Raw genomic sequence first — 25791 nt, 5'->3', positions numbered from 1 at the left:
CTGCCGCGATGGCATTCAATCACTTACCGGCAGGCGCGCACGACGCCTTGAGGCCATTGTCCCGCACGGCGGTGACACACTCGGTTCCAATGGCCAACACTCATCGCCCCGGTCCGGCCACGGCACCGGCGGACCCACGACCCACCCCCGGCACCGTTCTGGACCGCCTGTCACGGGGGCCTTCCCGAGCTGCGCGCATCACCCATACGGAGCACTTGCCCCCTCGGGAGGGTCGTCATGCGGTCTGGCCGCACCGGGTCCGAACGGATGTAGTAGCCGCGATCCGGGCGGCGGGTATCGAACACCCGTGGGAACACCAGGCCGCGGCCGCCGAGCTCGCCCTGGACGGCGCGTCCGTCGTCATCGCCACCGGGACGGCCTCGGGCAAGTCCCTGGCCTACCTGGCCCCCGTGCTGTCCGCCCTCGCCGACGGCGCCGAAGCCCCGAACGGGCGGGGTGCGACCGCCCTCTACCTGGCTCCTACCAAGGCTCTGGCCGCCGACCAGCGGCGCGCCGTCCGCGAGCTGGCCGCACCCCTCGGAAACGCCGTGCGGCCGGCCGTGTACGACGGGGACACACCCGTCGAGGAACGCGAGTGGGTGCGCCAGTACGCGAACTACGTGCTGACCAACCCCGACATGCTGCACCGCGGCATACTGCCCTCCCATCCGCGCTGGTCCTCGTTCCTCAAGGCCCTGCGCTACGTGGTGATCGACGAGTGCCACACCTACCGCGGCGTGTTCGGCTCCCACGTCGCCCAGGTGCTGCGGCGGCTGCGCCGGCTGTGCGCCCGCTACGGCTCCGAGCCGGTGTTCCTGCTGGCCTCCGCCACGGCGAGCGACCCCGCGGCGGCCGCCGCCCGGCTGACCGGCGTACCGGTCACCGGGGTCACCGACGACGCCTCGCCGCGCGGCGAGCTGGTCTTCGCCCTGTGGGAGCCGCCGCTGACCGAGCTGAAGGGCGAGAAGGGCGCCCCGGTGCGCCGCACCGCGACGGCGGAGACCGCCGACCTGCTGACCGACCTGGTGGTCCAGGGGGTCCGGACGGTGGCCTTCGTCCGCTCCCGGCGCGGGGCCGAGCTGATCTCCGTGATCGCCCAGGAGCGGCTGGCGGAGGTGGACCGGTCCCTGCCCCGGAGGGTCGCCGCCTACCGGGGCGGCTACCTGCCCGAGGAGCGCCGCGCCCTGGAGCGGGCCCTGCACTCCGGGCAGCTGCTGGGGCTGGCCGCCACCACCGCCCTGGAGCTCGGCGTGGACGTCTCCGGCCTCGACGCCGTACTGATCACCGGCTATCCGGGCACCCGGGCCTCCCTGTGGCAGCAGGCCGGCCGCGCGGGCCGGTCGGGACAGGGCGCCCTGGCGGTGCTGATCGCCCGCGACGACCCGCTGGACACCTACCTGGTGCACCACCCCGAGACCCTCTTCCGCCAGCCGGTGGAGGCCACCGTGCTGGATCCCGACAACCCCTACGTGCTGGCCCCGCACCTGTGCGCGGCCGCCGCCGAGCTGCCCCTGACCGAGGCCGACCTGGACCTCTTCGGCCCGGCCGCGGCCGGGCTGCTGCCCCAGCTGGAGGCGGCGAAGCTGCTGCGGCGGCGGACCGCGGCCTGGCACTGGACCCGCCGGGAGCGGGCCTCGGACCTGGCCGACATCCGCGGCGGCGGGGGCCGCCCGGTGCAGATCGTGGAGGCCGAGACCGGCCGGCTGCTGGGCACCGTGGACGAGTCCGCCTCCCACACCGCCGTCCACGACGGCGCCGTCCACCTCCACCAGGGCCGCACCTACCTGGTGCGACGGCTGGACCTGGAGGACTCGGTGGCCCTGGTCGAGGCGGCCGACCCGCCCTTCTCGACCACCGCCCGCGACACCACCTCGATCTCCGTCCTGGAGACCGAGACCGAGATCCCCTGGGGCGCCGCCCGGCTCTGCTACGGCTCCGTGGAGGTCACCAACCAGGTGGTGTCCTACCTGCGCCGCAAGCTGATCACCGGCGAGGTGCTCGGCGAGGCCAAACTGGACCTGCCGCCGCGCACCCTGCGCACCAGGGCCGTGTGGTGGACGGTCACCGAGGACCAGCTCGACGAGGCCCGGATCGGCCCGGAGATCCTCGGCGGCGCCCTGCACGCCGCCGAGCACGCCTCGATCGGCCTGCTCCCGCTGTTCGCCACCTGCGACCGCTGGGACATCGGCGGGGTGTCCGTCCCGCTGCACCCGGACACCCTGCTGCCCACCGTGTTCGTCTACGACGGCCACCCGGGCGGCGCCGGCTTCGCGGAGCGGGCCTTCCACACGGCCCGGGAATGGCTGACGGCCACCCGGGACGCCATCGCCGCCTGCGAGTGCGAGGCGGGCTGCCCCTCCTGCATCCAGTCCCCCAAGTGCGGCAACGGCAACGACCCCCTCCACAAGCGCGGCGCGATCCGCCTCCTCACCCGTCTCCTGGCCCCGGCCCCCTGACCGCCCGGCCCCCGGCACCGGGCCCGGGGGCAGGGGCGGGCCCGCCCGGGCCGCGGCCGCCGGGGCGAAGGGGCCGGCCCGGACGACCGCGGTGACCTCGGCCACCTCTCCCCCGACCCGGCATCCCGTCACCACCGCCCCCTGGGCCCCCGCCACCCGCCCGGCCGCCGCACAGGCGGCCCGCGGCCCGTGCGCCCAGGTGGCCGCCGCCGCGAGGGCCGCCAGATCGGCCGCGGCCCCCGCCCGGTGCCGGGCCACCAGCGCCTGACCCAGCAGCAGCACGCCCCCGAACACCGCCACCAGCACCGTGGCCACCGCGGTGGCCCACACCGTCGCGGAACCCCGGTCCCGGCTCACGGCGGCGGCCCCACGGCGTCCTCGGCCAGGGCCGCCGCCCGCGCCCCGAGCCGGACCGGAAGACCGGCCGGTCCCGGAGCGGGCGCGGCCACCCGCACCCGCCACAGGTCGCCGGACCGCTCCACCTCCACCTCCGCCCCCGGCGGGGCGGCCTGGCGGGCCGCCGCCAGCACCGCCCCGGCCGGTTCCGACCGGGCCGCCGCCCGGGCACCGGCCCGGGCGGCGTCCACACACCGGATCTGCGCGGCCGCCGCCATCAGCGCCCACACCAGCAGCGCCGCGAACAGCACCAGGGCCGGAATGACGAGCGCCGCCTCCGCCGTCACGCAGCCCCGGTCCGGTGCGGCCGGCGGCTTTCGCTCAGAAGGGCGCATCGAGCGCCTTCCCGATGGTCGACTGGAGTGCCGCCGAAACCACGTCACTCGTCACCACCTTGTACAGAACCGCGGCGAACGCACAGGCCGCGATCGTGCCCATGGCGTATTCCGAAGTCGACATTCCCGCATCGCGCCCCCGGCCGCTCACAGCCGCCCGCAGACGAAACCAGATGATCCTCATGACACCCTCCTGTGGGATTACGTTCTTGATGTGATTTCAGGTTGTGACTCCGAAACTCCGGACCGGATCACAGTTCACGGAGGACTTCGGTCTTTCAGCCGGCCGGCAGCAGACCGGAGGCCATTCCGATCACCACCGGGGCGACGCCCACCGCGAGGAAGGCGGGCAGGAAGCACAGTCCCACCGGCGCGGTGACGAGCACCGCGGCCCGCTGCGCCCGGGCGCCCGCCCGCCGGGACCGGTCCGCACGCAGGGCCGCCGCCAGCCGCGAGACCGGCTCCGCCGCCGGCGCCCCCGTCCGGGCCGCGCGCTCCAGACACTCGGCCAGCCCCCGCGCCCCGGGTATGCCCGCCAACCTCCCCCACGCCGCGCCCGGTTCCCCGCCGAGCCGCAGCTCCGCCCCTGCGAGCGCCAGCCGTTCGCCCACCGGCCCGCCCAGCGACTCCCCCACCACCTCGGCCGCCTCGACCGGGCCCGCGCCGGCCTCCAGACAGGCGGCCAGCAGATCCGCCGCGAGGGGCAACTGCCGCTCGGCCTCCCGCGGATCGGCCCCGGGGGCCGGCCGGGGCCGGGCCGCCCACCAGCGCACCCCGGCCGCCGCACCGCACCCGGCGAGCATCCCGGACACCCCGCCGATCAGCGCCCAGCCCGCCAGGAGCGCCCCGGCCGGCCCCGCCCAGCCCACCACCGCCGCCCGCACCCGCAGACCCCGCGGCGGCCCGCGCCGCACCGGCTCCGCCGCCCGGAAGACGACCGCGAGCCTGCGCCGCGCCGCCCGCCGCCCCAGCCGCGCCGACACCGCCGAGCCCGCGCACCACACCGCCACCGTCAGGCACAGGACCGTCCCCAGCCCGCGGACCGCCGTCCCGTCCATCACCCTTCCCCCGTCCGCACGATCCGCCGGCACCACAGCAGCCCCAGCACCTCCAGCACCGCACCCGCCGCCAGGCAGCCCCAGCCCACCGGGGAGTGCAGCAGGACCTTCAGCGGGTCAGCCCCGAGCCCGGTCCCCATCAGCAGCCCCACCAGCGGAAGCAGCGCGAGCACCACCGTCGTCGACCTGGCCCCCGCCAACTGGGCCCGCAACGACTCCTTCCGGTCCCGCTCGGCCCGCAGGGCCCCCTCCAGCCGGTCCAGCCCCGCCGCCAGCCCCGCGCCGCCGTCCACCGAGACCCGCCAGCAGGCCGCCATCCCGGCCAGCCCCTCCGCTCCCGGCTCCCGCGCCGCCTCGTGCAGGGCGCGGGCCACGTCCCCGCCGAACGCCGCGGCCGCCAGTACGGCCGCCTCCGCCGGGCCCGGACCCCCGGGGCCGGCCGCCGTACGCCGTATCGCCGCCGTCAGCGCCTGCCCCGGCTGGGCGCCGGCCCGCAGCTCACCCACCACGGCCCCGCACAGCTCCAGCACCCCGGCCGCCCGCGCGGCCCGCACCCGCTCCCGCTCCCGGACCCGCAGCCACCGGCGCAGCAGCGGCACCGAGACCGCCCCCAGCACCAGCGGGATCACCGATCCGCCCAGTACGGCCACCAGCGCACCGGCCGCGAGTCCCGCCCACTCCGGCCACCGCGCGGCCCGCACCCGCACCGCCGCCGCCAGCCGCCACCCGGGTGCGGGCGGCCGCGGCACCACCGGAACCCCGCCGGCCAGCACCAGCCGGGCCCGCCGGGACGTCCCGTCGCCCCCGGCCAGCCCCCAGGCGGCGGCCCCGGCGCACAGCACGCCGGCGAAGACCGGCACCGACCCGAGCGCCCCGGCGTTCACCGGGCACCCCGCAGCAGCGGCCCGAGCCGCTCCCAGCCCCGGTCCCGTACGAAGCCCCGCGCGCCCCAGCGCAACGCGGGCACCGTCACCACCAGCCCGCCCGGGTCCCGCTCCAGCACGTGCACCTCGGCCACGCGCCGGCGCCCCGACCGGTCCCGGGTGAGGTGGACCACGAGGGTGAGCGCGGCCGCCAACTGGCTGTGCAGGGCGGCCCGGTCGAGCCCGGCGGCGCTGCCGAGCGCCTCCAGCCGGGCGGGGACGTGCTCGGCGGCATTGGCGTGGACCGTGCCGCAGCCCCCTTCGTGCCCGGTGTTCAGGGCGGCCAGCAGATCGGCCACCTCGGCGCCGCGGACCTCGCCGACCACCAGCCGGTCGGGGCGCATCCGCAGGGCCTGGCGGACCAGGTCGGCCAGGGTGACGAGCCCGGCGTTAGGAACAGTTCGCTTGTCTCAGCCCCGGTCCTGTCTCAGCAGGAACCTGTCGAGCATGAGCTGACGGAGCCCTTGCAATTAGACCTATCCGTCTCAGGGTCTTTACTCATTCATGACCGGCCTGCGGCCGAGGCCGGCCATAGACGGTGGCCTGTCAGCAGACCTCGGCCATCGCGTTGATGCAGGAGATCTTGGAGGTCGCGGCCCCCTTGGCTTCCCTGCCAGGTCAGCGCGCTGAGCTTTGAGGGCGCCCAGGAGGCCCCCCAGCGCTTTGACGTGATCTCTAAGGACGGCCCGTCGGTCGTGGCGGCGATGACGCCGCGTCTTGGCCTACTCGGCGGTTTGACCGGTGCGCTGGAGCGCTGCATCGTCACCGTCGGTATCTCGAAGGTGGCTCTTTTGTGAGCGATCGATCAGTGATATCCCTAGTCGCAGCCGCTGCAACGGCGACCGACCGGGCTGCACGAGGGGGGAACGTGTCGGATCAACCCCTGGCGCCACAAAGCGGTCCTGCCGCACCGCCGCTGGTGCTCAAGGGTCCGGGGATGCAGTTTCCGTACATGCCGAGCCCCAAGGCGCTCGTCTTCGGGTACGACCCGGACGAGTTCGAGGAGTTCGTCAAGGAGTGGGTCCCGGCTCTTCAATCCGCGTATGTGCGGGTGGAGCGCCAGGGCGGCAGCGGAGACCACGGCATCGACGTGGCCGCGTTCCGCAGCACGCAGGGTCTGGAGGGGCCGTGGGACAACTACCAGTGCAAGCGCTACAAGAACGCCTTGAACTGGAGTACTGCCGCGGGTGAGATCCGCAAGATGTTCGCCGGTGTGGTGCTTGGGCATTTCGTCCTTCCCACCCAGTACGTCTTCGTCGCGCCGGCGTTCGCCCGCGGTCTGCGCGATGCGCTGGCGAAGCCGGCTCAGACTCGTAAGAAGTTCCTTGCGGAACTGACCGACACGAATGATGAGATCATCACCCGGCTGACGGCCGATCAGCAGCAGGCAGTGGCCCAGCTGGCCGAGCAGACAGACTTTGCGATGTTCGTGCCAGTCGACATGGATCAGATGCTTGAGCAGCACAAGACCACCCCGCAATGGGTCACGCGGTTCCCCGACGTACAGCGCGATCGCCCCGCCGTCATGCTGCCTCCGGACGAGCATGATCCCGAGGAGGCCCGCTACGTTCAGCAGCTGGTGCGGGTCTACGCCGAGCGGTGGAAGGCTGACGCCGACACTCTGGAACTGATCGCGCAGCATCCTGTAGCCGGTGATCACATGCGTCGACAGCGCGAGGCGTTCTACAGCGCAGAGTCGTTGCGGCGCTTCGCCCGGGACGCTTACCCCGACGGACACTTCAACGCGGTCATGGACGACGTCCACTCGATTGCGGTAGAGGTGCGCGACAAGCGCTTCGAACTCGGCTGGGACCGCCTGCAGGCCGTCCTGGAGGCCGCCGGTGTCATGGCGCTGACGGAGACAGTTCTCGCCCGGTACGTGAGGCCCCTGGACCGCAAGGGGGTATGCCATCACCTGGCGAACGAAGGCCGACTGAAATGGTGTGAGGAAGGAGGAGCCGCGTGAACCCGCTCAATAGCCCGCTGGAGATCAGCGTGCGAGCCCTGGTGCTCCTGGCGGAGATCCACCCCGAGCCCCTCGACCTGGCACAGCTGGCCCTCCTTGACCACGCCGTCCTCCACAGCGGCGACCTCGACGGCCCTCCCTCCCTGCATCCTTCCTTGCCCGGGCACTCCGGTGAGCTGGGCATGAAGCGCACCGTGCTGGAACAAGCTCTGCTGGTCCTCATTCGTGCCGGGCTCGCCGGAGTCGAGGCCGACGAGACGGGACTGGTGTACCGAGCCACTGAACGCGGGCCCGCTTTCGTCGACATCCTTGAGGCCCCCTACGTGGGCCGGCTGCGGGAGCGCGCCGAGTGGGCCGTGCACCACTGGGCTCCCGACACCGACGTAAGACAGGCCACTGCGGAACTCATCAGTGGCTCCCTGTCCGCATCCGCGCCATTCGAGGGCCGCCGTGAGTGAACTGCAGCTGACCCATCTCACCTACTGCGGAGCCAATCTCCCACCGGCGCAGATCGTCTTCGGCCCGGAGCTGACCGTCATCTACGGCACCTCCGACACCGGCAAGTCGTTCATCGTGAAATCGATCGAGTACATGCTGGGCGGCGCCGACCTGGCGATGGTCCCCGAAGGCGACGGCTACACACAGATCCTTTTGGGTCTGCTCATGCCGGATGGCAGCCCGCTGACGCTAGTGCGAGCCCCTGACAGCAACAGCATTTTCCTCTACCACGCGGATCTGCGTGATCTTGTGATGGCCACGCCGGATGCGTCGGTTACAGCGGTCCACAACGCTCGCAGCCGCAACAGCCTCTCCATCCATCTTCTGCGCGCGCTCGGCTTGGACGAGGTCCTGATCCGCAAGAATGAAGCTGGCGGTACCCGCCCCCTCGCGCTGTCCGATTTGCTGCACCTGTCGCTAGTCACCGAGAAGCGCATGATCGGCGACGTCCCGCCGGTGCTACGTACCGGGACCGCCAGCACGCGAACCGCGGAGCTATCCGTCATGCGATTCCTAGTCACCGGAGAGGGGGACCCAGCCGTAGACACCGGCCTCAATGCCGGGCAACGCCGTGTCCACAAGGGCCAGGTACAACTGTTGGATCAGCTTGTCCTCGACCTGTCGGCCAAGCTCGTTACGCAGGAGAACGAGCGCCAGCTCCGCGACCGGCTCATCCGGATCCGCACCGCGCTGGACGAGCAGTCCGCACCACTGCGCCAGGTCAACGAATCCCACCGCGAAGCGGTCGACTCCCGCATGGAAACCGCCCGGGAACTGGCCGCCCTAGATGAGCGGCTGACCGAGGTCAGTGACCTGCTGGGCCGCTTCAAGCTGTTGGAGGCCCAGTACCGCTCGGACCTGGAACGGCTGGCCATGGTCAACGAAGCCGGCAGCATCCTCGGATACTTCAAGGTCGGCACATGCCCGTTCTGCGGCGCCGAACGCGAGCACCAGCAGGCCAACCACCGGGTGGAGGAAACCACCCAGCTTCACATCGCCGTCCAGGCAGAGGCAGCTAAGACGACCGCGCTGCTTGCCGACCTACTGCCCACCATCGCCGACCTTGACGGCGAGCAGACAGCTCTGATCAGCCGCCGGGTGGAGGCGCAGTCCGACATCGGCGTGTGGGACCAGATCATCGCCGACCTGGAAGGCGGCATCGCCGCGCTGCGCTCCAATGTCGAAGAGCTGGTCGAGGAGCGCTCCATCGTCGAGCGGGAACTGGAGCTGCAGGCCCGCATCGCGGAGCTCGACGACAAGAAATCCCGCCTGGTCGGTGAGGGGGCCGTTGTCACTACACGCCCGACCCAGCACATCCCGACCGCCACGGTGGGAGCCTTCGACTCCATCCTCCAGCAGACCCTCAACGCCTGGCAGGTACCGGCGGCTGACCACGCCGAATACGACCAGTACTACGCCGAGATCCGTGCGGGCGGCCGCAAGCGGATAGAACGCGGCAAGGGGATGCGCTCGGTCCTGCACTCGGCGTTCACGACCGCGCTGGCTCGCTTCTGCATGGACCGGGACTTGCACCATCTCGGCTTCGTCGTCTTGGACTCACCTGTGGTCACCTTCCGCGACCCGGAACCCGACGACATCGACGATGTGGAGCTGACCTCCACCGTCGTGGACCGGTTCTACAAGGACATGCTGTCCTTCCCCGGCCAGGCCATCATCATGGAAAACGGCGACCCTCCCACCAAGGTGCTCTCCGAAGCCGTCACCTACCACTTCACTGGAACGGTAAGCGGCGGCAGAGCGGGCTTCTTCCCCGCGTCCATGCGTTAGCTACGGGCCAGAGGGGGCCTGACCAGGGCATGGTCAGGTTCAGGGGTGGCCGAGGGCTTGGGGCACCCGACCAGTCGGTAGGGGACGTCTTGTCTTCGAGTTACCTGAGATGGCCGTAGGCGGGCACCTTCTCGGTCCTTGCCACGCCGGTTTCTCGGCTTTGCCTGGAATTCAGCCCCTTCCGCCCCTGTCGGCCTGCGGCGAATGACGAACACGGGGCCGTGACCAGCGCGAATGCCTGGTCACGGCCCCGTGGTGGTGAGGGGCTCAGCGGCGGCCGAGCGTTCGGGGCATCCATCCGGCTTCGCGCCACTGGTCGGTATTGAGGGTGCCGCGGGCGTCGATGACCTTGGGGCTGGTGGTGCGGGTGGCGAGTCGCTTGGGGTCGATCGTGGTGAAGTGGTGCCACTCGGTGAGGTGGAGGAGGAGGTCCGCGTCGTCGACGGCGGCGATGGGGTCTTCGACGTAGTCGAGTTCGGGGTGGAGCTTTCGGGCGTTGTCGAGTGCCTTGGGGTCGGTGACGGTGACGGTGGCGCCGAGGTCGTGGAGGGCCTGGGCGACGGCGAGGGCGGGCGAGTCGCGGATGTCGTCGGTCTCGGGTTTGAAGGCGGCGCCCCAGACGGTGATCCGCTTCCCGCGCAGGTCGCCTCCGAGTTCTTCGCGGGTGAGGTCGATGACGCGCTGCCGACGGCGGGCGTTGACGGCGGCGGCTTCGCGGAGGATGCCGACGGCCTGGCCGGCGTTGAGTTCGTCGGCGCGGGTGACGAAGCCGGCGAGGTCCTTGGGCAGGCAGCCGCCGCCGAAGCCGAGGCCGGGCCGCATGCCGTGGCGGCCGATGCGGTGATCGTGGCCGAGGATGTCGGCGAGCTCGGCGACGTTGGCTCCGGAGGCTTCGCAGACCTCGGCCATCGCGTTGATGAAGGAGATCTTGGTGCCGAGGAAGGAGTTCGCGGCGCCCTTGGCGAGCTCGGCGGTGGCCCAGTCGGTGACGATCGTGGGAGTCCCCGACTCGATGATCTTCTCGAAGGCCTGCCGCAGCAGGGCCTCGGCCCAAGAGTGGGTGGTGTTGAAGCCGAGGACGAGGCGGTCGGGGCGGAGGGTGTCGTCGACCGCGAAGGACTCGCGGAGGAACTCGGGGTTCCAGGCGACCTCCACGAGGTCCCCTGCGGGGGCGTACTCGCGCAGGATGTCAGCGACGCGGGGTGCGGTGCCGACCGGGACGGTGGACTTGACCGCGACGACGGCCGGGGTCGTCAGACCGGGGGCCAGGCGACGGACGGCGTCGAAGAGGTGGGTGAGGTCGTAGGCGTCGGTGCCGGGCTGGTTCGGGGTGCCGACGCCGATGAAGTGCAGGTCGGCGAAGTCGGCGGCCTCGCCGTAGGAGGCGGTGAAGCGGAGCCGGCCTGACGCGGTGTGCTTGGCGAGGAGCCCGTCCAGGTCGCGTTCGAAGAACGGGGCCCGACCGGAGTTGAGGGTGTGGACCTTGTCGATGTCGGAGTCCATGCCCAGGACCTCATGGCCGAGTTCGGCCATGCAGGCCGCGTGGGTGGCACCGAGGTAGCCGCATCCGATGACGGTCAGTTTCATGAGCGGGTGTCCCTTCGGGTGGGGCTGCCGTGGGCGGCCCCACCGTTGCCCCGCCCAGAAGGGCGGGGTGGTCAGGAGGGCCGGGCGGCCAGGCAGCGGTAGATCCCGTCCCGGATGAACGGTGGGATCGTGAGGATGTCGAGGTAGTCGGGGGCGAAGAACTGGAGCTTGACGCCCTCGGCGAGAAGCAGGTCCGTCTCGTCGCCGTCCCAGGAGCCGAAGAAGAAGGTGATGATCTGACCGGAGCCGCGCTGGTCGGTGATCTCGAACAGCTCGGTCAGGTTCTCGACGGTCAGACCCGCTTCTTCGTCGAGCTCGCGGACGATGGCGTCGGCGGGGGATTCCCCGGGGTCGCAGCCGCCGCCCAGGACGGACCAGTGGGCGGGCCAAGCGATCTCGGGGAGGTCATCGCGGAGGTGGAGGAGGAGTTCGCCGCGGCGGTTGGTGATGATCGCGACGGCTCCGCGGGCGGGGGCCGACTCCTCGGTGGGGGTGTTCTCGGAGTGCATCCCCTCACCGTAGTAAGGCGGTTGGAGATCATGCGGCAGCCCTCACCGTCTGGTCAGAAAACCAGGCGGCTGCCATGAGGGCCTGCATCCGGGTGCGGTCGAACCGGCTGCCGTGGGTCAAACCCCCCTCGAGGAGGGGGCGGAAGCCCGTCGGGGCGTCGGTCAGAGCCATCCGGATCTGGCTGTCGGCCCAGGCCGCAAGGTTGTCGTTGAGCCAGGTCGGGACTGGGGAGGCGAAGCCGAGCTTGTCGCGGCTGGCCCAGACCTCGCGGGGCAGGCCGAGGGCCTTGCCGGCGTCTCGGAGGATCCGCTTGCCCTGGGCCGGGTCGGTGATCTTGTAGTCGGCCGGCAGGCGGTAGGAAAGCTCGACCAGGTCGCGGGCCAGGTAGGGGGACCGGCGTTCGAGCGCGTAGGCGGAGGCGAGCTTGTCGCTGGTCATCACCAGCGGCCGCCAGGCCGTGGCCAGGTCCGCCAGCGTCAGGCTGCGGGCCAGGTCCCCGCCCGCGCGGGCCATCGCGTCGGCGACGAGGTCGCGGAGGCGGCCGTCGGGGTCGGGGCCGCGGAGGATCAGCCTGGTGACGGCCTCCGCCGGGTCGAGGGGTTCGCCGGCGGTGTGCATGAGCTTGGCGGCCAGCGGGCGGTATGCCTCCAGGCCGGCGTTCAGGACGGCGTCGGGTCCGAAGAGGACCAGGGCCTGGCGGACGTAGCCCATCAGGAACTCGTCCGGCCCGAGTCCGCCGATCACGACGCGAAGGCCGAGGTCGGCGATCTTGCGATAGGCCATGTGCTCGGAGAACGTGGACGCGTTCCCCATGGGGTAGTCCAGGGCCCGCATCATGTGGGGCAGGGCCTGGGTGAAGTCGGCGTGGTCGGGCTCGACCACCACCAGCTCGGCCCCGATGTCCCGGGCGATGATCGCGGCGGTGGAGGACTCGTCCAGGCGGTCCTGGCCCGGGTAGCGGACCGTGACGCAGACGGGGGGCCGCATCAGGTAGGCCAGCACGGCCGAGTCCAGCCCGCCGGAGAGGAGGAGGGCAAAGTCGCAGGCCGGGGACCTGAGCGGGATCTGCTCGGCCAGGATCGTGGAGAACTTCGCCAGGGCCTCGTCGTAGGTGCCGGTGAACGGGGCCCGGTCCTCCAGGTGCCACCAGGTCATCTGGTCGATGGAGCCGGTGGTGACGTCGAAGGACAGCAGGGTGGCCGGGGCAAGCAGCTGGATGCCCTGGAACGGGGTGTCGACCCCGACGGGGGTCTCGATCGCGGTGACCTCGGGCCGTAAGACCAGCGGGGCCGGTCCGTAGCCGGTCAGGGTGGTGACCTCGGAGGCGAACGCGAGCCGGCCGCCGTCCAGCCGCCAGTAGAGCGGCTTCTCCCCGAGCCGGTCGCGGGCCAGGAACAGCTTCGCGGTGCGGGGGTCATAGATGGAGATGGCGAACATGCCGTCCAGGCCGTCCAGGCAGGACGGGCCGATCTTGGCCCAGGCCCGCAGCAGGAAGTGGGCGTCCGACTCCCGCTCGCTGATCTTGATGCCCCAGGCGGCGGCCTGCTGCCGCCAGTTGTAGATCTCCCCGTTGAAGGCCAGCAGGAGTCCGGTGTCACGGTCCAGGTAGGGGCCGGGCATGGCCTGCGGGTCGACGATCAGGAGGGTGTTCATGGCCAGCACCGCCCGCCCGTCGCGGGCGGCGGCGTGCATGGTGCCGTCCGGGCCGCGGTAGTGCTGCGAGTCGCCCATCGCGGCGACGGTCTTCTCGTGCCGGAGAGCGTCGCCTCCGGCCAGTCCTGCGATTCCGCACATCTGGTTCACCCCCGAGCGTGAAGTCGTGGTGCCTGACGGCGGTCGCCGCCGGGAGCCCCTTCCTGGCGTCCCGGCGGCGGCCTGTGCCCTCATCACACCCGCCGGGCCCGCATGCCTGGCAGGGCTCGCAGGGGGGCTCACAACTCGCAAAGCAGGTTCACCCAGGGTCCGCAGGGCAATACCCTCAGTGCCTCAAGACGCGGGAAGAGAGTGCGACTTCCCGTGCCCAGCCGGAGTGCGCCGACCGGAAATGCCCTGTCGAGCATCCGGCCCCGTGGCGTTTCCTCGTCAGCAACAGCGTTGCTGACCTGGTGGAAGAGGGGATTCGGGTGGCGTCGACCAGCCGCCGGAAGCGTCCGCCGAACGCGGACCTGGACCGGCTCATCGAGACCTGCGGCGCCAGCCACAAGTCTCTGGCCCTGCGGGTCAACCAGCTCGCCCAGCAGGCCGGGCTGGAGACGGACTACTCGCATACCTCCATCGCGAACTGGTGCCAGCGGGGCATGATCCCCAAGTGGCCGGTGCCCACGTTCCTCGCCCAGGCGATCTCCGAACGGCTCGGCCGACCGGTGGCCCTTGGCGAAATCGGTATGGGCGATGCGGAGACACCGGACGCCGATGTGGGGTTGGATTTCCCGCGGGACCGTGCTGATGCGGTCCGAGTGGCCACCTCGTTCTGGAGCTTCGTGAACCGCCGCGACTTCTTAACCGGATCCGGCTTCGCCGTCTCCGCGTTCACCACCCCCGTGACCCGCTGGCTGGTCACCCCCGCCGACGAGGCGGCCGACGTCGCCGGCGGCAAGAAGCAGGTCGGCCGGGCCGACCTGGAAGAACTCCGGGACGCGGCCGACGAGGCCCGCCGCTGGGACTCCAAATACGGCGGCGGGAACTGGAAGGCCAACTCCGTCACCGTCTGCCTCCAGGAACGGGCCGCCCCGCTGCTGCGGGGATCCTTCACCGACGCAGTCGGCCGCGACCTGTTCTCCGTCACCTCCGAGCTGTCCCGCCTGGCCGGGTGGACGGCCTTCGACGTGGGCCAGCACGACGTCGCCCAGCGGCACTTCATCCAGGCCCTCCGCCTGGCCCGCGCGGGCGGGGACGTTCAGCTCGGCTGCTATGTCCTGACCACCATGGCCATGCAGTCGCTGCTGCGGGGCTTCGGCTCCGAGGCCGTCGATATGGCCCAGGGAGCCTTCGAGCGGGCCAAGGGCCAGGCCGCCCCGCGTGTCCTGGCGTTCACCAAGCTCATCGAGGCGCGTGCCCATGCCCGCGAGAGGGACGCCAGGGCCGCCTCGCGGGCCTTGGCGGCCTCCGAGGACCTCCTGGGTCAGGCGGACACGGCCAGCGGCTCAGAGCCCGCCTGGATCGACTTCTATCACCACGCGAGGCTGTCGGCGGACGCTGCCGAGGTCTTCCGGGACCTGAAGAATCCGAAGGCGGCCCTGGCCTGGAACCAGCGGGCCGCCGCGATGCCGTCCGGGGTGTTCACCCGCTCGGTCGGAATGAGGCTGGCGATCGTGGGGACCGCCCACCTCCAGGCCCGCGACCTGGACCAGGGCCTGGACCTGGGCAACCGGTCCGTGGACATCCTCGCCCGCGTCCAGTCCTCCCGGGCCAAGGACTACGTCCGCGAGTTCAACACCGCCCTCGCCCCCTGGCGGCGCGAGCCGGCGGTCCGCGAGTTCATCCACCGCACCCGCACCGAACTCCAGATTGCCCCGTAATACGGGCTGGTCACACACCGGCATAGACCTCGTGCACGGTGTCGTCGGCGTTCACTAGCCAGGCCCGTTTCAACACTCCCGGATAGAGAGAGGTGGCCTCCCTCATCAGGTGTCTGGCCACGTCCGGATGGAGCGGCGCAATGGCCGGAGACGGCCTCCTCGGCGGGCTGTTTTCTGTGTGCAGGGCCGGGGGCTGCCAGCCGACCCTCGCGTCGAGCACAAGCCCGGTTCTCAGACCGAGTTCGGCAGCGCGACGCAACTGGCCATGGCCGCCAGTCTTCTCCTTGTGATCGGTCAACTTTTCGTGGAGGGGTCGAGCGAGCGCGTCGCCTGCTGGGCCGAGGTCATGCACCCAGCCTTGTGGGGTGAGTCGATGGCGCACTTGCAGAGGTTCGGGCAGAGCGAACGACAGCATGACCGGCTGGGATGGGTCCGTCGGCGTCCAGGGTTCCGCGACTGGGTAGGCCGAGATCGGATCGAAGCGGGGATCCTCGGTATCGAAGACTGGTTGTCCCGAGCGTGCGGCCTGCTCGGCCAGTGCGACTACGCGGGCGAAGTAGCGGTTGCGTTCCTTGACCTTCCCCTGCTGCGGGGTGACCGTGACTAGGAGTCCGCCTGTCGGGCTCAGTAGCACCGCGCGCACAAGGAGGCGGTTGAGGGTTTCTGAGGCCACCCGCATTGCTGACGGAATCCAGGTGCTTCCGGGCAGCGGCACCATCGTGTGGTCCACGAACCAGTCCATTCCATCCACTGAGAGATGCGCATCCACAGTGAGGACCCCCGCGTCGACCTCGAACAGAGCCTCGTAGCGGGCCCTCTCGTCATCCGGCTTTCCCCGGAGTGCCACATGCTGCCCCTGCGCCGTGAGGTGGGCACTCAGGAGTCGGAACGCCGACTCCTCCTGGGGGCTGGCGGAGAACAGCCGCCATGGATCAAGGTCCTGTGCCACGCCAATCCCCTTCAAAGTCGTTTCCAGTCCGTCAGTCAAAGCTGGCCCCAACTTCTACGTCCGTGAGCCGCCTGGTGCCGCGAGCCAGCTCTCCGCGAGGTCATCGACCGCACCCGCACCGAACTCCAGATCGCGGCCTGAGGCAGCCGTTCCCCCTCCTCGAGGAGGGGGAACGTACTCATGAAACCCGCTCGTCGCGTACGGACTTATGTGCTCAGCCGTCTGTTCGAACGGGACCGGGCTCCGCGGCGGGAGCCGGGAGCGAGGCCAGGCGTCGGCTGGTGCCGAGCTTCCTCTTCAGCGCGAAGTTCTCGTGGTAGAGGTTCGCCGTTACCGCTGCGAGGGCATCGAACTTGCCCTGAAGTTGAGTGAGTTCGGCCTTTGACTCGCGAAGCTGTCGGCGGAGCTTCGCAATCTCCTCATCCCGTTGGACTTCGCCCGGGCTTCGCAGGACCGGGCGGGCGACCTTGGCGTCCCACTCGACAAGGATGTCCTCGGCCCGGTGGATGGTGGCATGGCTGACCTGGGCCTCGCGGGCGAGGTTCTCCTTCGTCAAGGCGCCGTTGGTGTGCAGGGGCTCCCCGGCCAGCAGCCGGGCCATGGCCTCGCGGATCTTGGTGGCGGTCGCTGCGGATACCGGCATCAGAGGCCTCCTTCCAGGGTGGCGAATTGTGCGGTGATCGACTGCACCTCGGCGAGACGAATCTCGATGGACTCACGTCGCGGTGGGGAGAGCCGTTCGCGTCGCAGCGTGTCCCTCAGATCACCTTCTTCAGCGATCCAGTAGGGAGCATTCTTCAAGGTCAGCACGGAGTTGCGGCACTTTCCGGGCTGGCAGGCACCCAGCAGGGGCTGCTTGCCCCGTTGCTCGGCCGGCAGCTGGTTCTGGCACTCGGCGGTCGACGCCTGCCACAGACAGTGGTTGACCGTCCCGAAGTGCAGCTGGGCGAACTCATCCCGCAGCAGGCTGACCTGCATCCGCTCGTCCGCGATCTGAGCCTGGAGATGCGGGTCGCTGTCCATGGCCGTGATGACCTTGTCCAGACCGGCGTGCAGCCGGGCGGCGCCGGGGCCGATAGCGACCGGCTCACCCTGCCGGCGTGCTTTGAGGAGCTCGACGAGCTTGCGGGCCGCGGCCAGCTCGAGCTGGTTGTCGAACTCCTTGCGCCAGTTCTCGTCGATCCGGCCGTAGCCGGCGGTGACCTGGTTGGCCAGGGCCCGCCGGGCGGCGTGCTTGAGCTGGATTCCGAGCGCGATCTCGCCGTCGGGCTGCTGGGCGGTGATGATCGCCATGGTCTTGCGGAACATGTGCGGCCTCACCAGCCCCTCGGGGATGGCTTCCAGGCCGGTCCGGTCCAGCGTCCTGTTGATGTTCTCGATGAAGAAGTCGATGTCGCGGAAGGCTTCGAACCCGGCCCGGCCGCGGGTTCCTTCCGGCAGGAACCCGCTGGGCGGGGCCAGGGTGGCGAAGATATGGCTGTCGTGCCATGACAGGCGTTCGGCGACCGCCACCGCCTGTGCGACTGGCTCGATGATCCACCACTTGAGGCGGGGCCGGGACTCGTCGTGCTTGATCTTCCGCGAGGCCAGCGCCGGAGAGCCAAAGTGCTGAACAACGGAGTTGCGTTCGATCTCCTGTAGTTCGCTGTCACGCATGAGGGTCAGTGCGGCGATGAAGATGTAGCAGGCCGCCCGGACCATCCGCAGGGCGTGCTCGAGGTCGCCGTCCTCGATGTAGTCGGTGCGGTCCTCGCTGATCGCCTCACGGACCCACTGCTGTCGCTGACGCGTGCGGGCAGTGCCGCTCGTGAAGACGTTCGCCCTGGTCACCGTGCCGAACACCCGGCTTTCCAGGTTCAGCCAGACCGGCTCGCCGGCCGGCCCGTGGGGGCTGTTCTCCCTGCGGACCGGGATGCGGTTCGCAGGATCGGCCAACCACTGCCGGACCTGGACGTCGAGCTCGTCGGGCCGCCGGTTGCGGCCACGTGCGGGGTGGGCGATGTCACCGAGGGCAGCCCGACCATCCTTGGCTGTGACGGGTCGGACACGGCCGGCGTCGACCAGCCGTTGGACCATCGTGCGCCTCATCTGGTGGCGCTCGGAGTCCCGGCCGGCCTTGAACACGCCCTGGCTGATGCCGTCTGTCAGCCACAGGCTCAGCGTCGACCACATCACGGTGCCCGCCGGGTATCCGCGGAAGTCCCTGGCGTGGACCGGTACCAAGGAGGCGGGTTCCTGCACCCAGGCGGCGAGCTTGGCGTCGGTGTCCCGGGCGTGATGGGTCTGTCGCCGCGTCCCGGTCGATTCGGCCACGGCCGCGGTCTGCCGGTCGCGGCGTTCAAGGATCTGCGGGGCCATCTCCTCGATGTAGAACCAGGCGGCCCGCAGCAGCGGCCACCAGATCGCCGGGGGAATGGAAGGAGTGGTCACCTCTCCCAGGAATGTCCGGTCAGCCACCTCGGCAGCGGATTTGCCGGGCCAGGGATCCTCCAGCAGGCCCCCGCCGGTCAGGAGCGGAGCGAACTCCAGGAGGCGGCGAATGGTCAGGACATCGTTGGCCAGAGTCGACGTTCCGCACGTCAGAGCGTGATGGTCGAGGTAGTCCTGCCAGTCGTCCGCCGCCCAGGCCGCCAGATCGTGCGGCATCTTCTGCTTGACCGCCCATACGGCGATGAGCCGCATCTTGTCGCACATCACCCTGACCGACGACAGGCCCCAGTTCTCAGCCCGGAAGAACAGACCGGCATCCCGGAGGATCTTGTGGCTGGAGTTGAGCATCCCGAAGGCGATCTCACGGGTCCGCAGGTTCCAGAGCGGGTCCGCGGGGAACGTGGCCCGCCAGGCGCTCTTCACCCGGTTCGCCGGCCGGCGCAGGCAGTCGCCGGGCCAGTACCCGGCCTGCCCGAAGAGCGGGACCTCCGCTCCGATGATGAGGTTGCGGTGGCCACCGAAGACGGGTGTGCCGTCGGGGATGGTCTGCGAGGGCAGCGACTGGAAAGCTGCGGCGGTCGTCATCGGTCGTACTCCGTTCGCATTCCGAGCGGCAGATCGAGGCGGAATTTGCCCTCCTCGATCTGCTGGCGGGCATCAGGAAGCTGTTCCGCGCACTCGGTGAACACTTCCTTCAGCGCCGCTGCCTGAACGCCCCAGGTGGCCTGCCAGACCGGCGGGGCCAGCACCTTGCGCATGTGGGCGATGTGGTCGTCGAGCATCAGCAGCCTGGGCAGCTGCGAGGTGAACACCACCGCGTTCGGGCAGATCATGCACATCGCCGGCGCGACATGGCAGAGCCTGCCCTTGGGCGTGTGGGGGGAATCGTGGGGATCACGGCAGTTGACGACACCCATGTCGAGCTCGCCATGCTGCAGGGCCTTGCCCTGCTCGGCTGAAATGCCCAGTTCAGCGGCCGTTTCCGGCTCCGCCAGCATGGCCTCGGCCCCCTCGGTGACCAGCATGGGCTTGCCTGGTTTGATCTTGCTGAAGACCCCGCGCTGAGCCCGGTTGACGGCCCGGCCCGCGAGGACGTGTGCGGTCGTGCCGTGGGCGTAGTGGCCTCGGAAGACCTCGATGTGGTGGTCGTCGCCGGCCAGGTCGCTCAAGGTGCCGCCCAGGGCGGCGACCCGGGTGGTCTTCGACGTCTTGCGCAGGCGCCGCACGTCGTGCGGCAGGGAGATCTTCGCCGGTTCGCCCTCCATGTCCGGATGGGTGGTGATCCAGTCGGAGAAGCGGCGTCCGGAAGCTCGGAACAGTGCCCGCCCCGCGATCATGTGACGCCGGTAGTCGGTGGATTCGACGGCCGTGAACAGCCACGGCTCGGTCTCGAACGCCTCCCGCGTCATGGCGTTCACCGCGATCAGGCGCCGCAGCAAACCCGGGACGTCCCAGTTCCCGGTCCCCGGGTAGGCCAACTCGCCAGGTGCCTCGTCTTCCTCGAGCGGGCGCTCGTTCACCCGCGGCCCGTCGTAGCCGTGCAGGTGGGGCCGGATCCGCTGGGCTCGCAGTTTGGTCTGCACCACCCGGACCCCCTCATCGCTGAACTCCAGGTCATCCAGGGCGAGATCGTGCACCTCTTCGGAAGTGGCGTCGCCCATGGCCAGCAGGAGCAGGACACGGAACGGCTGCAGGTCGAGTTCGCTGGGGAACAGCAGCCAGCTGACCGCGGTCATCACGCCGTACTTCCCGCCGAAGCGGGCCATGTAGAGCGGATCGGCCACCACATCCCGCAAAGGCTCCGGCCACCACTTGAAGTGCGACGGGAGATGAGACAGCAGAGCCGGCATGTCCAGCACTCCGTGCCGGGCCGCCCAGACCAGGTTCGGCAGCGACCGCCAGCCCTCACTTCGCGGGTCCTGCCCCTCGGCGAGCAGGGCCCGGCCAACAGCGAGCCGCTTCTCCAGAGCCCGGATGTCCGCCTGGGCGCTGTCCCGCAAGAGCAGACGCTCGTGGTTGGCGAACTCGTCCAACGGCTCGCTCGTGCCGCCCCGGAACGTCGGGGGCCCTTCAGCCCGCCGCCTCAGACGCTCGGGCACCTTCGCGTCCCGGACCGCCCGGTGGCCCACAAGGATGAGCAATGCCCCGGCCAGCACATTCGGCCGGTTCGAGCCTGGCTTGTAGCGGGGCAGGAGGTCCTCCTCCCACTGGTAGATGACCTCCGCCAGGTCGACAGATCCGCCGTCCAGCCGGGCTACGCCCGGGTCAAGGCCCTCGGCGGCCAGATGCTTGTCGACGAACGCCAGGAAGCTGCGGATCGCGGAGACGTACTGGTTGCTGGAGGTCAGGCCCGCCTTGCGGTGATAGTCCAGCCAGGCGTCGGCCAGCTGGCCCGCCAGGGTCGAGCACCGGAAGTCCGCCGGGTCGATCCGACTGACCATCCGCTGGTGCCGGTAGACGTAGACCAGTTCCCGGACCGCGATTCGCTCCTGCGGAGCCGGCGGCTTCGCGGCGACTGTGGGACGCGGCCGGCTCTTGCGTTCTCCTCGGCGCGGCATCAGGCAGCCCTCCCCGGCGCCAGACGGGCCGCATAGTCGGCGTAGGTGGTGTCCTGGGCATTCCAGTCCGCGATCGCCCGGGCGACCAGCAGGTTCGTCTTGCGGATGTAACGCAGATAGCGCATGGTCGACGTCGCCTGGCGATGGCCGAGCAAACGCTGAACCGTCAGCTGTGGCGACTTGCTGATGTGGTCGGCCAGGTAGACGGTGTGCCCGCCCAGGCGCCGTAGTTCTGCTTCCTGGGCCGCGACCAGCTCGGTCAGCAACTGGAGCATGAAGATCGCGAACGTGTGCCTCAGGTCGTGAATCTTGAACGCCCGCGGCACCACCGTCTCGAGCTTGTATTCCTTGCTGATCCTCAGGGCCCGCACGTGGGCGTCCTCGAAGACCTGGTGCCAGCGCTGAGGGGACAGCATGCGCCCGCCGCGACCAACGAACAGTGCCATCGGCTCCAGACCCCGGTCGCCCTCGATGACCGCGATCCGGCGGGTGGCCACGTCCATGTCCTTGACTGTGAAGGTCCGCCGGCGCCCGTGCAGGACTCCGCTCACCTTGCCCTGCCGGGAGTTGATGTCGTCGACGACGAACAGATCGGCCCGGTGGCGGTGCAGCGTGCGGGCTGCGGCGTGCACGACTTTGGCCCGCTCGGTGCGCCGGTAGAAGTCGATCTCCCGCAAGGTGGCGTGCTGGATCTCCACCGTGCGGGGGAGCTTGTACTTCGCCATGTCCCGCAGATCCACCAGCGCCGCCGAGCCGTCCCGGCGCGGTGGCCCGACTTCGATGTCGAGGAGAGTACTGAACTCCCGCAGACGCATCCCGGTCGTCACCGCCAGCTCCGCCGCCGCGCTGTTGCGCAACGGCGCCGCCCCTCGGAACGACCGGTCCACCCGCTCGTCGGGCAGCAGGCCGCGAAGGCCCACCTGCTTCAAGAACCGCCACTGCGAATAGGTCAGATGCCGGACGTCGAGATCGTTGACCACCGACACGGACAGAACATCCTTGCCGTTCTTGCGCCGGTGGTACGGGCGCCGGTCCAGCAGCTTCACGTCCTCGACGGCCCAATCGTAGAAGTTGTGGATCGCGGCTCGTCGGCGCATCCACGTCGCCGCGGACACCGGCTCGTCCCGGTACTCCATCAGCTCGTTCTTGTACGCGACGAGGTCATCCTCCGTGGCCGACAGCAGGTCCGTAGGAGGATCCAGAGCCTCAAGGAAGCCCACCAGGTCCATCAGGTCGTACGCGTAGTCCTCGAGCGAACCCGCATCCAGACGCTTGGCCAAATCGAAGAAACACGAGGTCAACGGCTCCAGCGGGCGCATATCCGGACCCAGGAAGAACGGCGTCCCCTCCTTGAGCGCTCCCGCACGGGTCACGTACTCGACCCAGTCCAGATCCACACCCTCCACGGCACCCGCGTGCCGCCGCACCTTGCGGTGCGACACGAAGACGTACTCCACGAAGCCCCCACCCTGAGACATGAACGATCTCTTGAACCTAACAGCGACCCCTGGTGTACCGCTGAGACAGAGAGACATCCATGAACTATTGATCTAACCGGCGCCCTCCTGGTTCGCGGGGCGGGTCTCCAGCCGCACCACATGGGGGTGGTCCGGCCGCAGTTCGGCGGAGTCCTCGGCCAGCACGATCCGTTCGGCGGGGCCGACCAGGCCGAGCAGGGCGCTGAGGAGGGTGGTCTTGCCCGTGCCCGTGCCGCCGGAGACGAGGAAGGACAGCCGGGCCTCGACCATCGCCCGCAGCAGCCGCTGGCCGCCCGGCGGCAGGGTCCCGGCCGCGACCAGCTCGTCGAGCGTGAACGCCCTGGGCCGCACCACCCGCAATGACAGGCACGCCGACCCGACGGCCACCGGCGGGAGCACGGCGTGCAGCCGGGTGCCGTCCGGCATCCGGGCGTCCACCCAGGGCCGGGCGTCGTCCAGCCGCCGCCCCGCGACGGCGGCCAGCCGCTGGGCCAGCCTGCGCACGGCCTCGGCGTCGGGGAAGGTCACCGCCGTCAGCTCCAGCCCGCCGCCCCGGTCCACCCACACCCGGTCCGGGGCGGCCACCAGCACGTCCGTCACCCCGGGGTCCGCCAGCAGCCGCTCCAGTGGTCCCGCGCCGACCAGCTCGGACCGCAGTTCGGCCGCCGCTCCCAGCACTTCCGCGTCCCCGAGCAGCCGGCCCTGCGCCCGCAGGGCCGCCGCGACCCGGGCCGGGGTGGGCTCCGCCCCGCTTTCGGCCAGCCGCCGGCGTACGGCGTCCAGCAGGACCGCGCTCATGCCGGGACCCCCTGCGCCGGGCCGAGCGCCCGCTGCCAGAAGCCGTCGCAGAACCGGGCCAACGCGCCCCGCGCGCCCGGCGGTTCCCCCTCGGCCACCCGACCGGGCAGCCCCAGCTCCACCGGTACCTCGCCGGCCAGCGGCGCTCCCAGCAGCCCGGCGACCGCTTCGGCGTCGAGCCCCTGCCGGCAGCGGCCGCGTACGACCACGCGGACGTCCCGGGCCACCATCCGCACTCCCGCTGCCACCCGCCCGGCCGCGGCCACCGACCGCAGTTCGCCGGGGACCACGAGCAGCACGAGGTCCAGCTGGGCCAGCACCTCCGCCACGGCCTCGTCCACCCGCCGGGGCAGGTCGACCACGACCACCCCGCCCCGCCGGCGGGCGGCGGCCACGACCGACCGCATCGCGGCGGGCGGGACCACCACCCGGTCCCCGCGGTCCCAGCTCAGCACCCGCAGCGCGTGCAGCTCGGGCAGGGACTCCTCCAGCGCGCCCGCCCCGACCCGGCCGCGCGAGGCGGCGAAGTCCGGCCAGCGCAGCCCCTCGGCCGCCTCACCGCCGAGCAGGACGTCCATGCCGCCGCCGAGGGGGTCCCCGTCGACGAGGACGGTGCGCTGCCCTCCCCGGGCGGCCCGGAGCGCGAGGGCGCAGGCGAGGGTGGAGGCCCCGGCCCCGCCGCTGCCGCCGATGACCCCGACGCTCAGGGCGGGCCGTCCGGCCCCCTCGACGACATCGGCGAGCCGGTCGACGAGCCGGTTCTCGGCGTCGGGCAGCCGCAGCACCTCCTCGGCGCCGATCTGCACCGCCCGCTGCCAGACGAAGGGATCGTCGAGGTCCCGGCCGACGAGGAACACCCCCTCCCGGCGCGGCGCCCCGCGTACCCGGCGGGCGGCGTCGTCCCCGACGAGGACCAGCGGGGCGGTGTCCCAGCCGACTCCGCCGGGCGGACCGGCGGAGTCCGTGCCGCCGTCGCCACCGGGCCCGTCGCCCGCTCCGCCCCGCTCCGGCACCGCGTGGTGCACGTGCGGTTCGGCGCCCGCCGCCGCGCACAGCCTCAGCAGGTCGTCGAGCAGCAGCGGGTCCTCGGTGATGACCAGCGGCCGCCCGCCGCCGGGCCCGGTCCCCGCGGTGCGGGCGGGCAGCCCGCCCCCTCCGGCCACCACGGACGCCGGCGCTTCACACGACTTCGATCCAGCCACGATCTCCGCCCCCTTCTCACTGCAAATCCAGACGCCGCGGACTTCGCGGCTGGAATCACCGTGCAGGGAACCGGAAAAAGAAGTGGATCTTGCTGGAAAACTGTGGACGAGAAGGTCCTTGTGAATATTTTCCCCACCCCTGCGGGTGAGTTCCGCAGCGCGCCGGAACAACTACACAGCGTTACGCGTCGAAGAGGGTGAGGGCCTGTGCCGTGCGGGCCCGCCGAGGAGGAAGGGCCGGGAGGATGTCCGTGGCAACCCTGGAAAGTGGGACGCGAACCGCGTCCGGACATGCGACGACCCCCGCCGGGGGGGAGAGCGGGGGTCGTCCCCACGGTCCGACTCGGGGGGGGAGGAGCCAGACCGGGTTAGCACGGTCGCGAACGATCCGTGACTTCCATGGTGTACCCGAGAGCCTTCTCAGGCAAACCCACGCGCCACACCTTACGCCGAATGGTGGGCGCATATGCTCGGTGCGTGGAAAATCAGCCCTTGCCGCACTCCTCGCCCCGGACCGCCGCCTTCTTCGACCTGGACAAGACGGTCATTGCGAAGTCCAGCGCCCTGACGTTCAGCAAGTCCTTCTACCAGGGCGGCCTGATCAACCGGCGGGCCGTGCTCCGGACCGCGTACACCCAGTTCATCTTCCTGGCCGGCGGCGCCGATCACGACCAGATGGAACGGATGCGCGAGTACCTGTCCGCCCTGTGCAAGGGGTGGAACGTGCGCCAGGTGCGGGAGATCGTCGCCGAGGCCCTGCACGACCTCATCGACCCGATCATCTACGACGAGGCCGCGTCCCTCATCGAGGCCCACCACACCGCGGGCCGTGACGTGGTGATCGTGTCGAGCTCCGGCGCCGAAGTCGTCGAGCCCATCGGGGAGATGCTCGGCGCGGACCGGGTCGTCGCCACCCGCATGGTGGTCGGCGAGGACGGCTGCTTCACCGGGGAGATCGAGTACTACGCCTACGGGCCCACCAAGGCGGAGGCCGTGCGCGAGCTCGCCGAGTCCGAGGGCTACGACCTCGCGCGGTGCTACGCGTACAGCGACTCCATCACCGACGTGCCGATGCTGGAGGCCGTCGGGCACCCGCACGCGGTCAACCCCGACCGGGCCCTGAGGCGGGAGGCGGTCGCGCGGGAGTGGCCGGTACTGGTGTTCAGCAAGCCGGTACGGCTCAAGCAGCGGCTGCCCGGACTGTCGGTCCCCGCACGGCCCGCGCTCGTCGCCGCGGCGGGGGGGGGGGGGGGGGCGGCGCCCGCCGGGGGGGGCGTGGGCGTGGCCGGTGCCGTCCAGGACGGCGAGGGGGCCGTTGCCCTGGAGGGGGGAGGGCGAGGG

At 70.9% G+C, this 25791-nt stretch carries 20 protein-coding genes and 3 pseudogenes; 7 read left to right on the top strand and 16 right to left on the bottom strand.

What is annotated here, in order from left to right; translation table 11 throughout:
• Window positions 1–8: 8 nt before the first annotated feature.
• The gene (locus WDV06_RS12725; RefSeq protein WP_395509798.1) at window positions 9–2456 is read left to right on the top strand and encodes a DEAD/DEAH box helicase; all 2448 of its coding nucleotides are present in this window, start codon (window positions 9–11) and stop codon (window positions 2454–2456) included.
• 96 nt (window positions 2457–2552) lie between these two features.
• Here the strand turns inward: WDV06_RS12725 and WDV06_RS12720 are convergent.
• The 6 genes and pseudogenes from WDV06_RS12720 to WDV06_RS12695 all read right to left on the bottom strand — a co-directional run.
• Window positions 2553–2750: pseudogene (locus tag WDV06_RS12720) on the bottom strand (Rv3654c family TadE-like protein); the annotation flags it as partial.
• A gap of 59 nt (window positions 2751–2809) precedes the next feature.
• A complete protein-coding gene (locus tag WDV06_RS12715) occupies window positions 2810–3187 on the bottom strand; it encodes a TadE family type IV pilus minor pilin (protein WP_395509797.1) in 378 nt (125 codons plus the stop codon).
• Window positions 3174–3371 carry a DUF4244 domain-containing protein gene (locus WDV06_RS12710; protein WP_395509796.1) on the bottom strand — a complete coding sequence of 66 codons (198 nt, stop codon included), beginning with the start codon at window positions 3369–3371 and terminating at the stop codon, window positions 3174–3176. The genes WDV06_RS12715 and WDV06_RS12710 overlap by 14 nt, the downstream gene beginning before the upstream one ends.
• Window positions 3372–3465: 94 nt before the next feature.
• Window positions 3466–4245 carry a type II secretion system F family protein gene (locus WDV06_RS12705; protein WP_395509795.1) on the bottom strand — a complete coding sequence of 260 codons (780 nt, stop codon included), beginning with the start codon at window positions 4243–4245 and terminating at the stop codon, window positions 3466–3468.
• Complete coding sequence (locus tag WDV06_RS12700) at window positions 4245–5129, bottom strand: type II secretion system F family protein (protein WP_395509794.1); 885 nt, start codon at window positions 5127–5129, stop codon at window positions 4245–4247. Before WDV06_RS12700 ends, WDV06_RS12705 begins: the two co-directional genes overlap by 1 nt.
• Window positions 5126–5557, bottom strand: a pseudogene (locus WDV06_RS12695) (ATPase, T2SS/T4P/T4SS family); the annotation flags it as partial. The pseudogene WDV06_RS12695 and the gene WDV06_RS12700, both read right to left, overlap by 4 nt.
• A 279-nt stretch (window positions 5558–5836) precedes the next feature.
• Here WDV06_RS12695 and WDV06_RS12690 point away from each other — a divergent pair.
• The 4 genes from WDV06_RS12690 to WDV06_RS12675 all read left to right on the top strand — a co-directional run bounded on the left by WDV06_RS12690 (window position 5837) and on the right by WDV06_RS12675 (window position 9420).
• Window positions 5837–5965: a hypothetical protein gene (locus WDV06_RS12690; protein ID WP_390170179.1), complete on the top strand. Its 129-nt coding sequence runs from the start codon at window positions 5837–5839 to the stop codon at window positions 5963–5965.
• Between the two features lie 71 nt (window positions 5966–6036).
• On the top strand, window positions 6037–7134 hold the full coding sequence (locus tag WDV06_RS12685; protein ID WP_395509793.1) for an ABC-three component system protein: 1098 nt from the start codon (window positions 6037–6039) through the stop codon (window positions 7132–7134).
• Entirely contained in the window at window positions 7131–7592 is a 462-nt protein-coding gene (locus tag WDV06_RS12680) for an ABC-three component system middle component 2 (protein WP_395509792.1), read from the top strand. The genes WDV06_RS12685 and WDV06_RS12680 overlap by 4 nt, the downstream gene beginning before the upstream one ends.
• The gene (locus WDV06_RS12675) at window positions 7585–9420 is read left to right on the top strand and encodes a hypothetical protein (protein ID WP_395509791.1); all 1836 of its coding nucleotides are present in this window, start codon (window positions 7585–7587) and stop codon (window positions 9418–9420) included. Before WDV06_RS12680 ends, WDV06_RS12675 begins: the two co-directional genes overlap by 8 nt.
• A 267-nt stretch (window positions 9421–9687) precedes the next feature.
• Here the strand turns inward: WDV06_RS12675 and WDV06_RS12670 are convergent, their stop codons facing one another.
• The 3 genes from WDV06_RS12670 to WDV06_RS12660 all read right to left on the bottom strand — a co-directional run bounded on the left by WDV06_RS12670 (window position 9688) and on the right by WDV06_RS12660 (window position 13311).
• On the bottom strand, window positions 9688–11007 hold the full coding sequence (locus WDV06_RS12670; protein ID WP_395509790.1) for a UDP-glucose dehydrogenase family protein: 1320 nt from the start codon (window positions 11005–11007) through the stop codon (window positions 9688–9690).
• A gap of 71 nt (window positions 11008–11078) precedes the next feature.
• The gene (locus tag WDV06_RS12665; RefSeq protein WP_395509789.1) at window positions 11079–11516 is read right to left on the bottom strand and encodes an NUDIX domain-containing protein; all 438 of its coding nucleotides are present in this window, start codon (window positions 11514–11516) and stop codon (window positions 11079–11081) included.
• Between the two features lie 28 nt (window positions 11517–11544).
• Window positions 11545–13311, bottom strand: coding sequence for an asparagine synthetase B family protein (locus WDV06_RS12660; RefSeq protein WP_395509788.1), 1767 nt, complete (start codon window positions 13309–13311; stop codon window positions 11545–11547).
• Between the two features lie 329 nt (window positions 13312–13640).
• Here WDV06_RS12660 and WDV06_RS12655 point away from each other — a divergent pair, with 329 nt between their 5' ends.
• Window positions 13641–15035 carry a sporulation protein gene (locus WDV06_RS12655; RefSeq protein WP_395509787.1) on the top strand — a complete coding sequence of 465 codons (1395 nt, stop codon included), beginning with the start codon at window positions 13641–13643 and terminating at the stop codon, window positions 15033–15035.
• 10 nt (window positions 15036–15045) lie between these two features.
• Here the strand turns inward: WDV06_RS12655 and WDV06_RS12650 are convergent, their stop codons facing one another.
• From WDV06_RS12650 to ssd, 7 genes and pseudogenes are all read right to left on the bottom strand, one after another.
• A complete protein-coding gene (locus tag WDV06_RS12650; protein WP_395509786.1) occupies window positions 15046–15984 on the bottom strand; it encodes a hypothetical protein in 939 nt (312 codons plus the stop codon).
• A 214-nt stretch (window positions 15985–16198) separates the two neighbouring features.
• On the bottom strand, window positions 16199–16627 hold the full coding sequence (locus WDV06_RS12645) for a hypothetical protein (RefSeq protein ID WP_395509785.1): 429 nt from the start codon (window positions 16625–16627) through the stop codon (window positions 16199–16201).
• Complete coding sequence (locus WDV06_RS12640; RefSeq protein WP_395509784.1) at window positions 16627–18999, bottom strand: hypothetical protein; 2373 nt, start codon at window positions 18997–18999, stop codon at window positions 16627–16629. Before WDV06_RS12640 ends, WDV06_RS12645 begins: the two co-directional genes overlap by 1 nt.
• Window positions 18996–20972 carry a hypothetical protein gene (locus WDV06_RS12635; RefSeq protein ID WP_395509783.1) on the bottom strand — a complete coding sequence of 659 codons (1977 nt, stop codon included), beginning with the start codon at window positions 20970–20972 and terminating at the stop codon, window positions 18996–18998. The genes WDV06_RS12640 and WDV06_RS12635 overlap by 4 nt, the downstream gene beginning before the upstream one ends.
• Window positions 20972–22429 carry a site-specific integrase gene (locus WDV06_RS12630; protein ID WP_395509782.1) on the bottom strand — a complete coding sequence of 486 codons (1458 nt, stop codon included), beginning with the start codon at window positions 22427–22429 and terminating at the stop codon, window positions 20972–20974. Before WDV06_RS12630 ends, WDV06_RS12635 begins: the two co-directional genes overlap by 1 nt.
• Window positions 22430–22525: 96 nt before the next feature.
• Window positions 22526–23248 (bottom strand): annotated as a pseudogene (locus WDV06_RS12625) (CpaF family protein); the annotation flags it as partial.
• A complete protein-coding gene (gene ssd, locus WDV06_RS12620; RefSeq protein WP_395509845.1) occupies window positions 23245–24411 on the bottom strand; it encodes a septum site-determining protein Ssd in 1167 nt (388 codons plus the stop codon). The gene ssd and the pseudogene WDV06_RS12625, both read right to left, overlap by 4 nt.
• Window positions 24412–24903: 492 nt before the next feature.
• On the opposite strand from ssd, the gene WDV06_RS12615 reads away from it, so the two are divergent.
• The coding region (locus WDV06_RS12615) for an HAD family hydrolase (RefSeq protein WP_395509781.1) at window positions 24904–25791 on the top strand (888 nt) is incomplete at its 3' end.

Source organism: Streptomyces racemochromogenes, from assembly GCF_044129415.1.
Lineage (GTDB): Bacteria > Actinomycetota > Actinomycetes > Streptomycetales > Streptomycetaceae > Streptomyces > Streptomyces racemochromogenes_A.
Note: the sequence above shows the minus strand (reverse complement) of the source record. Positions and strands in the feature narration are given on the sequence as shown.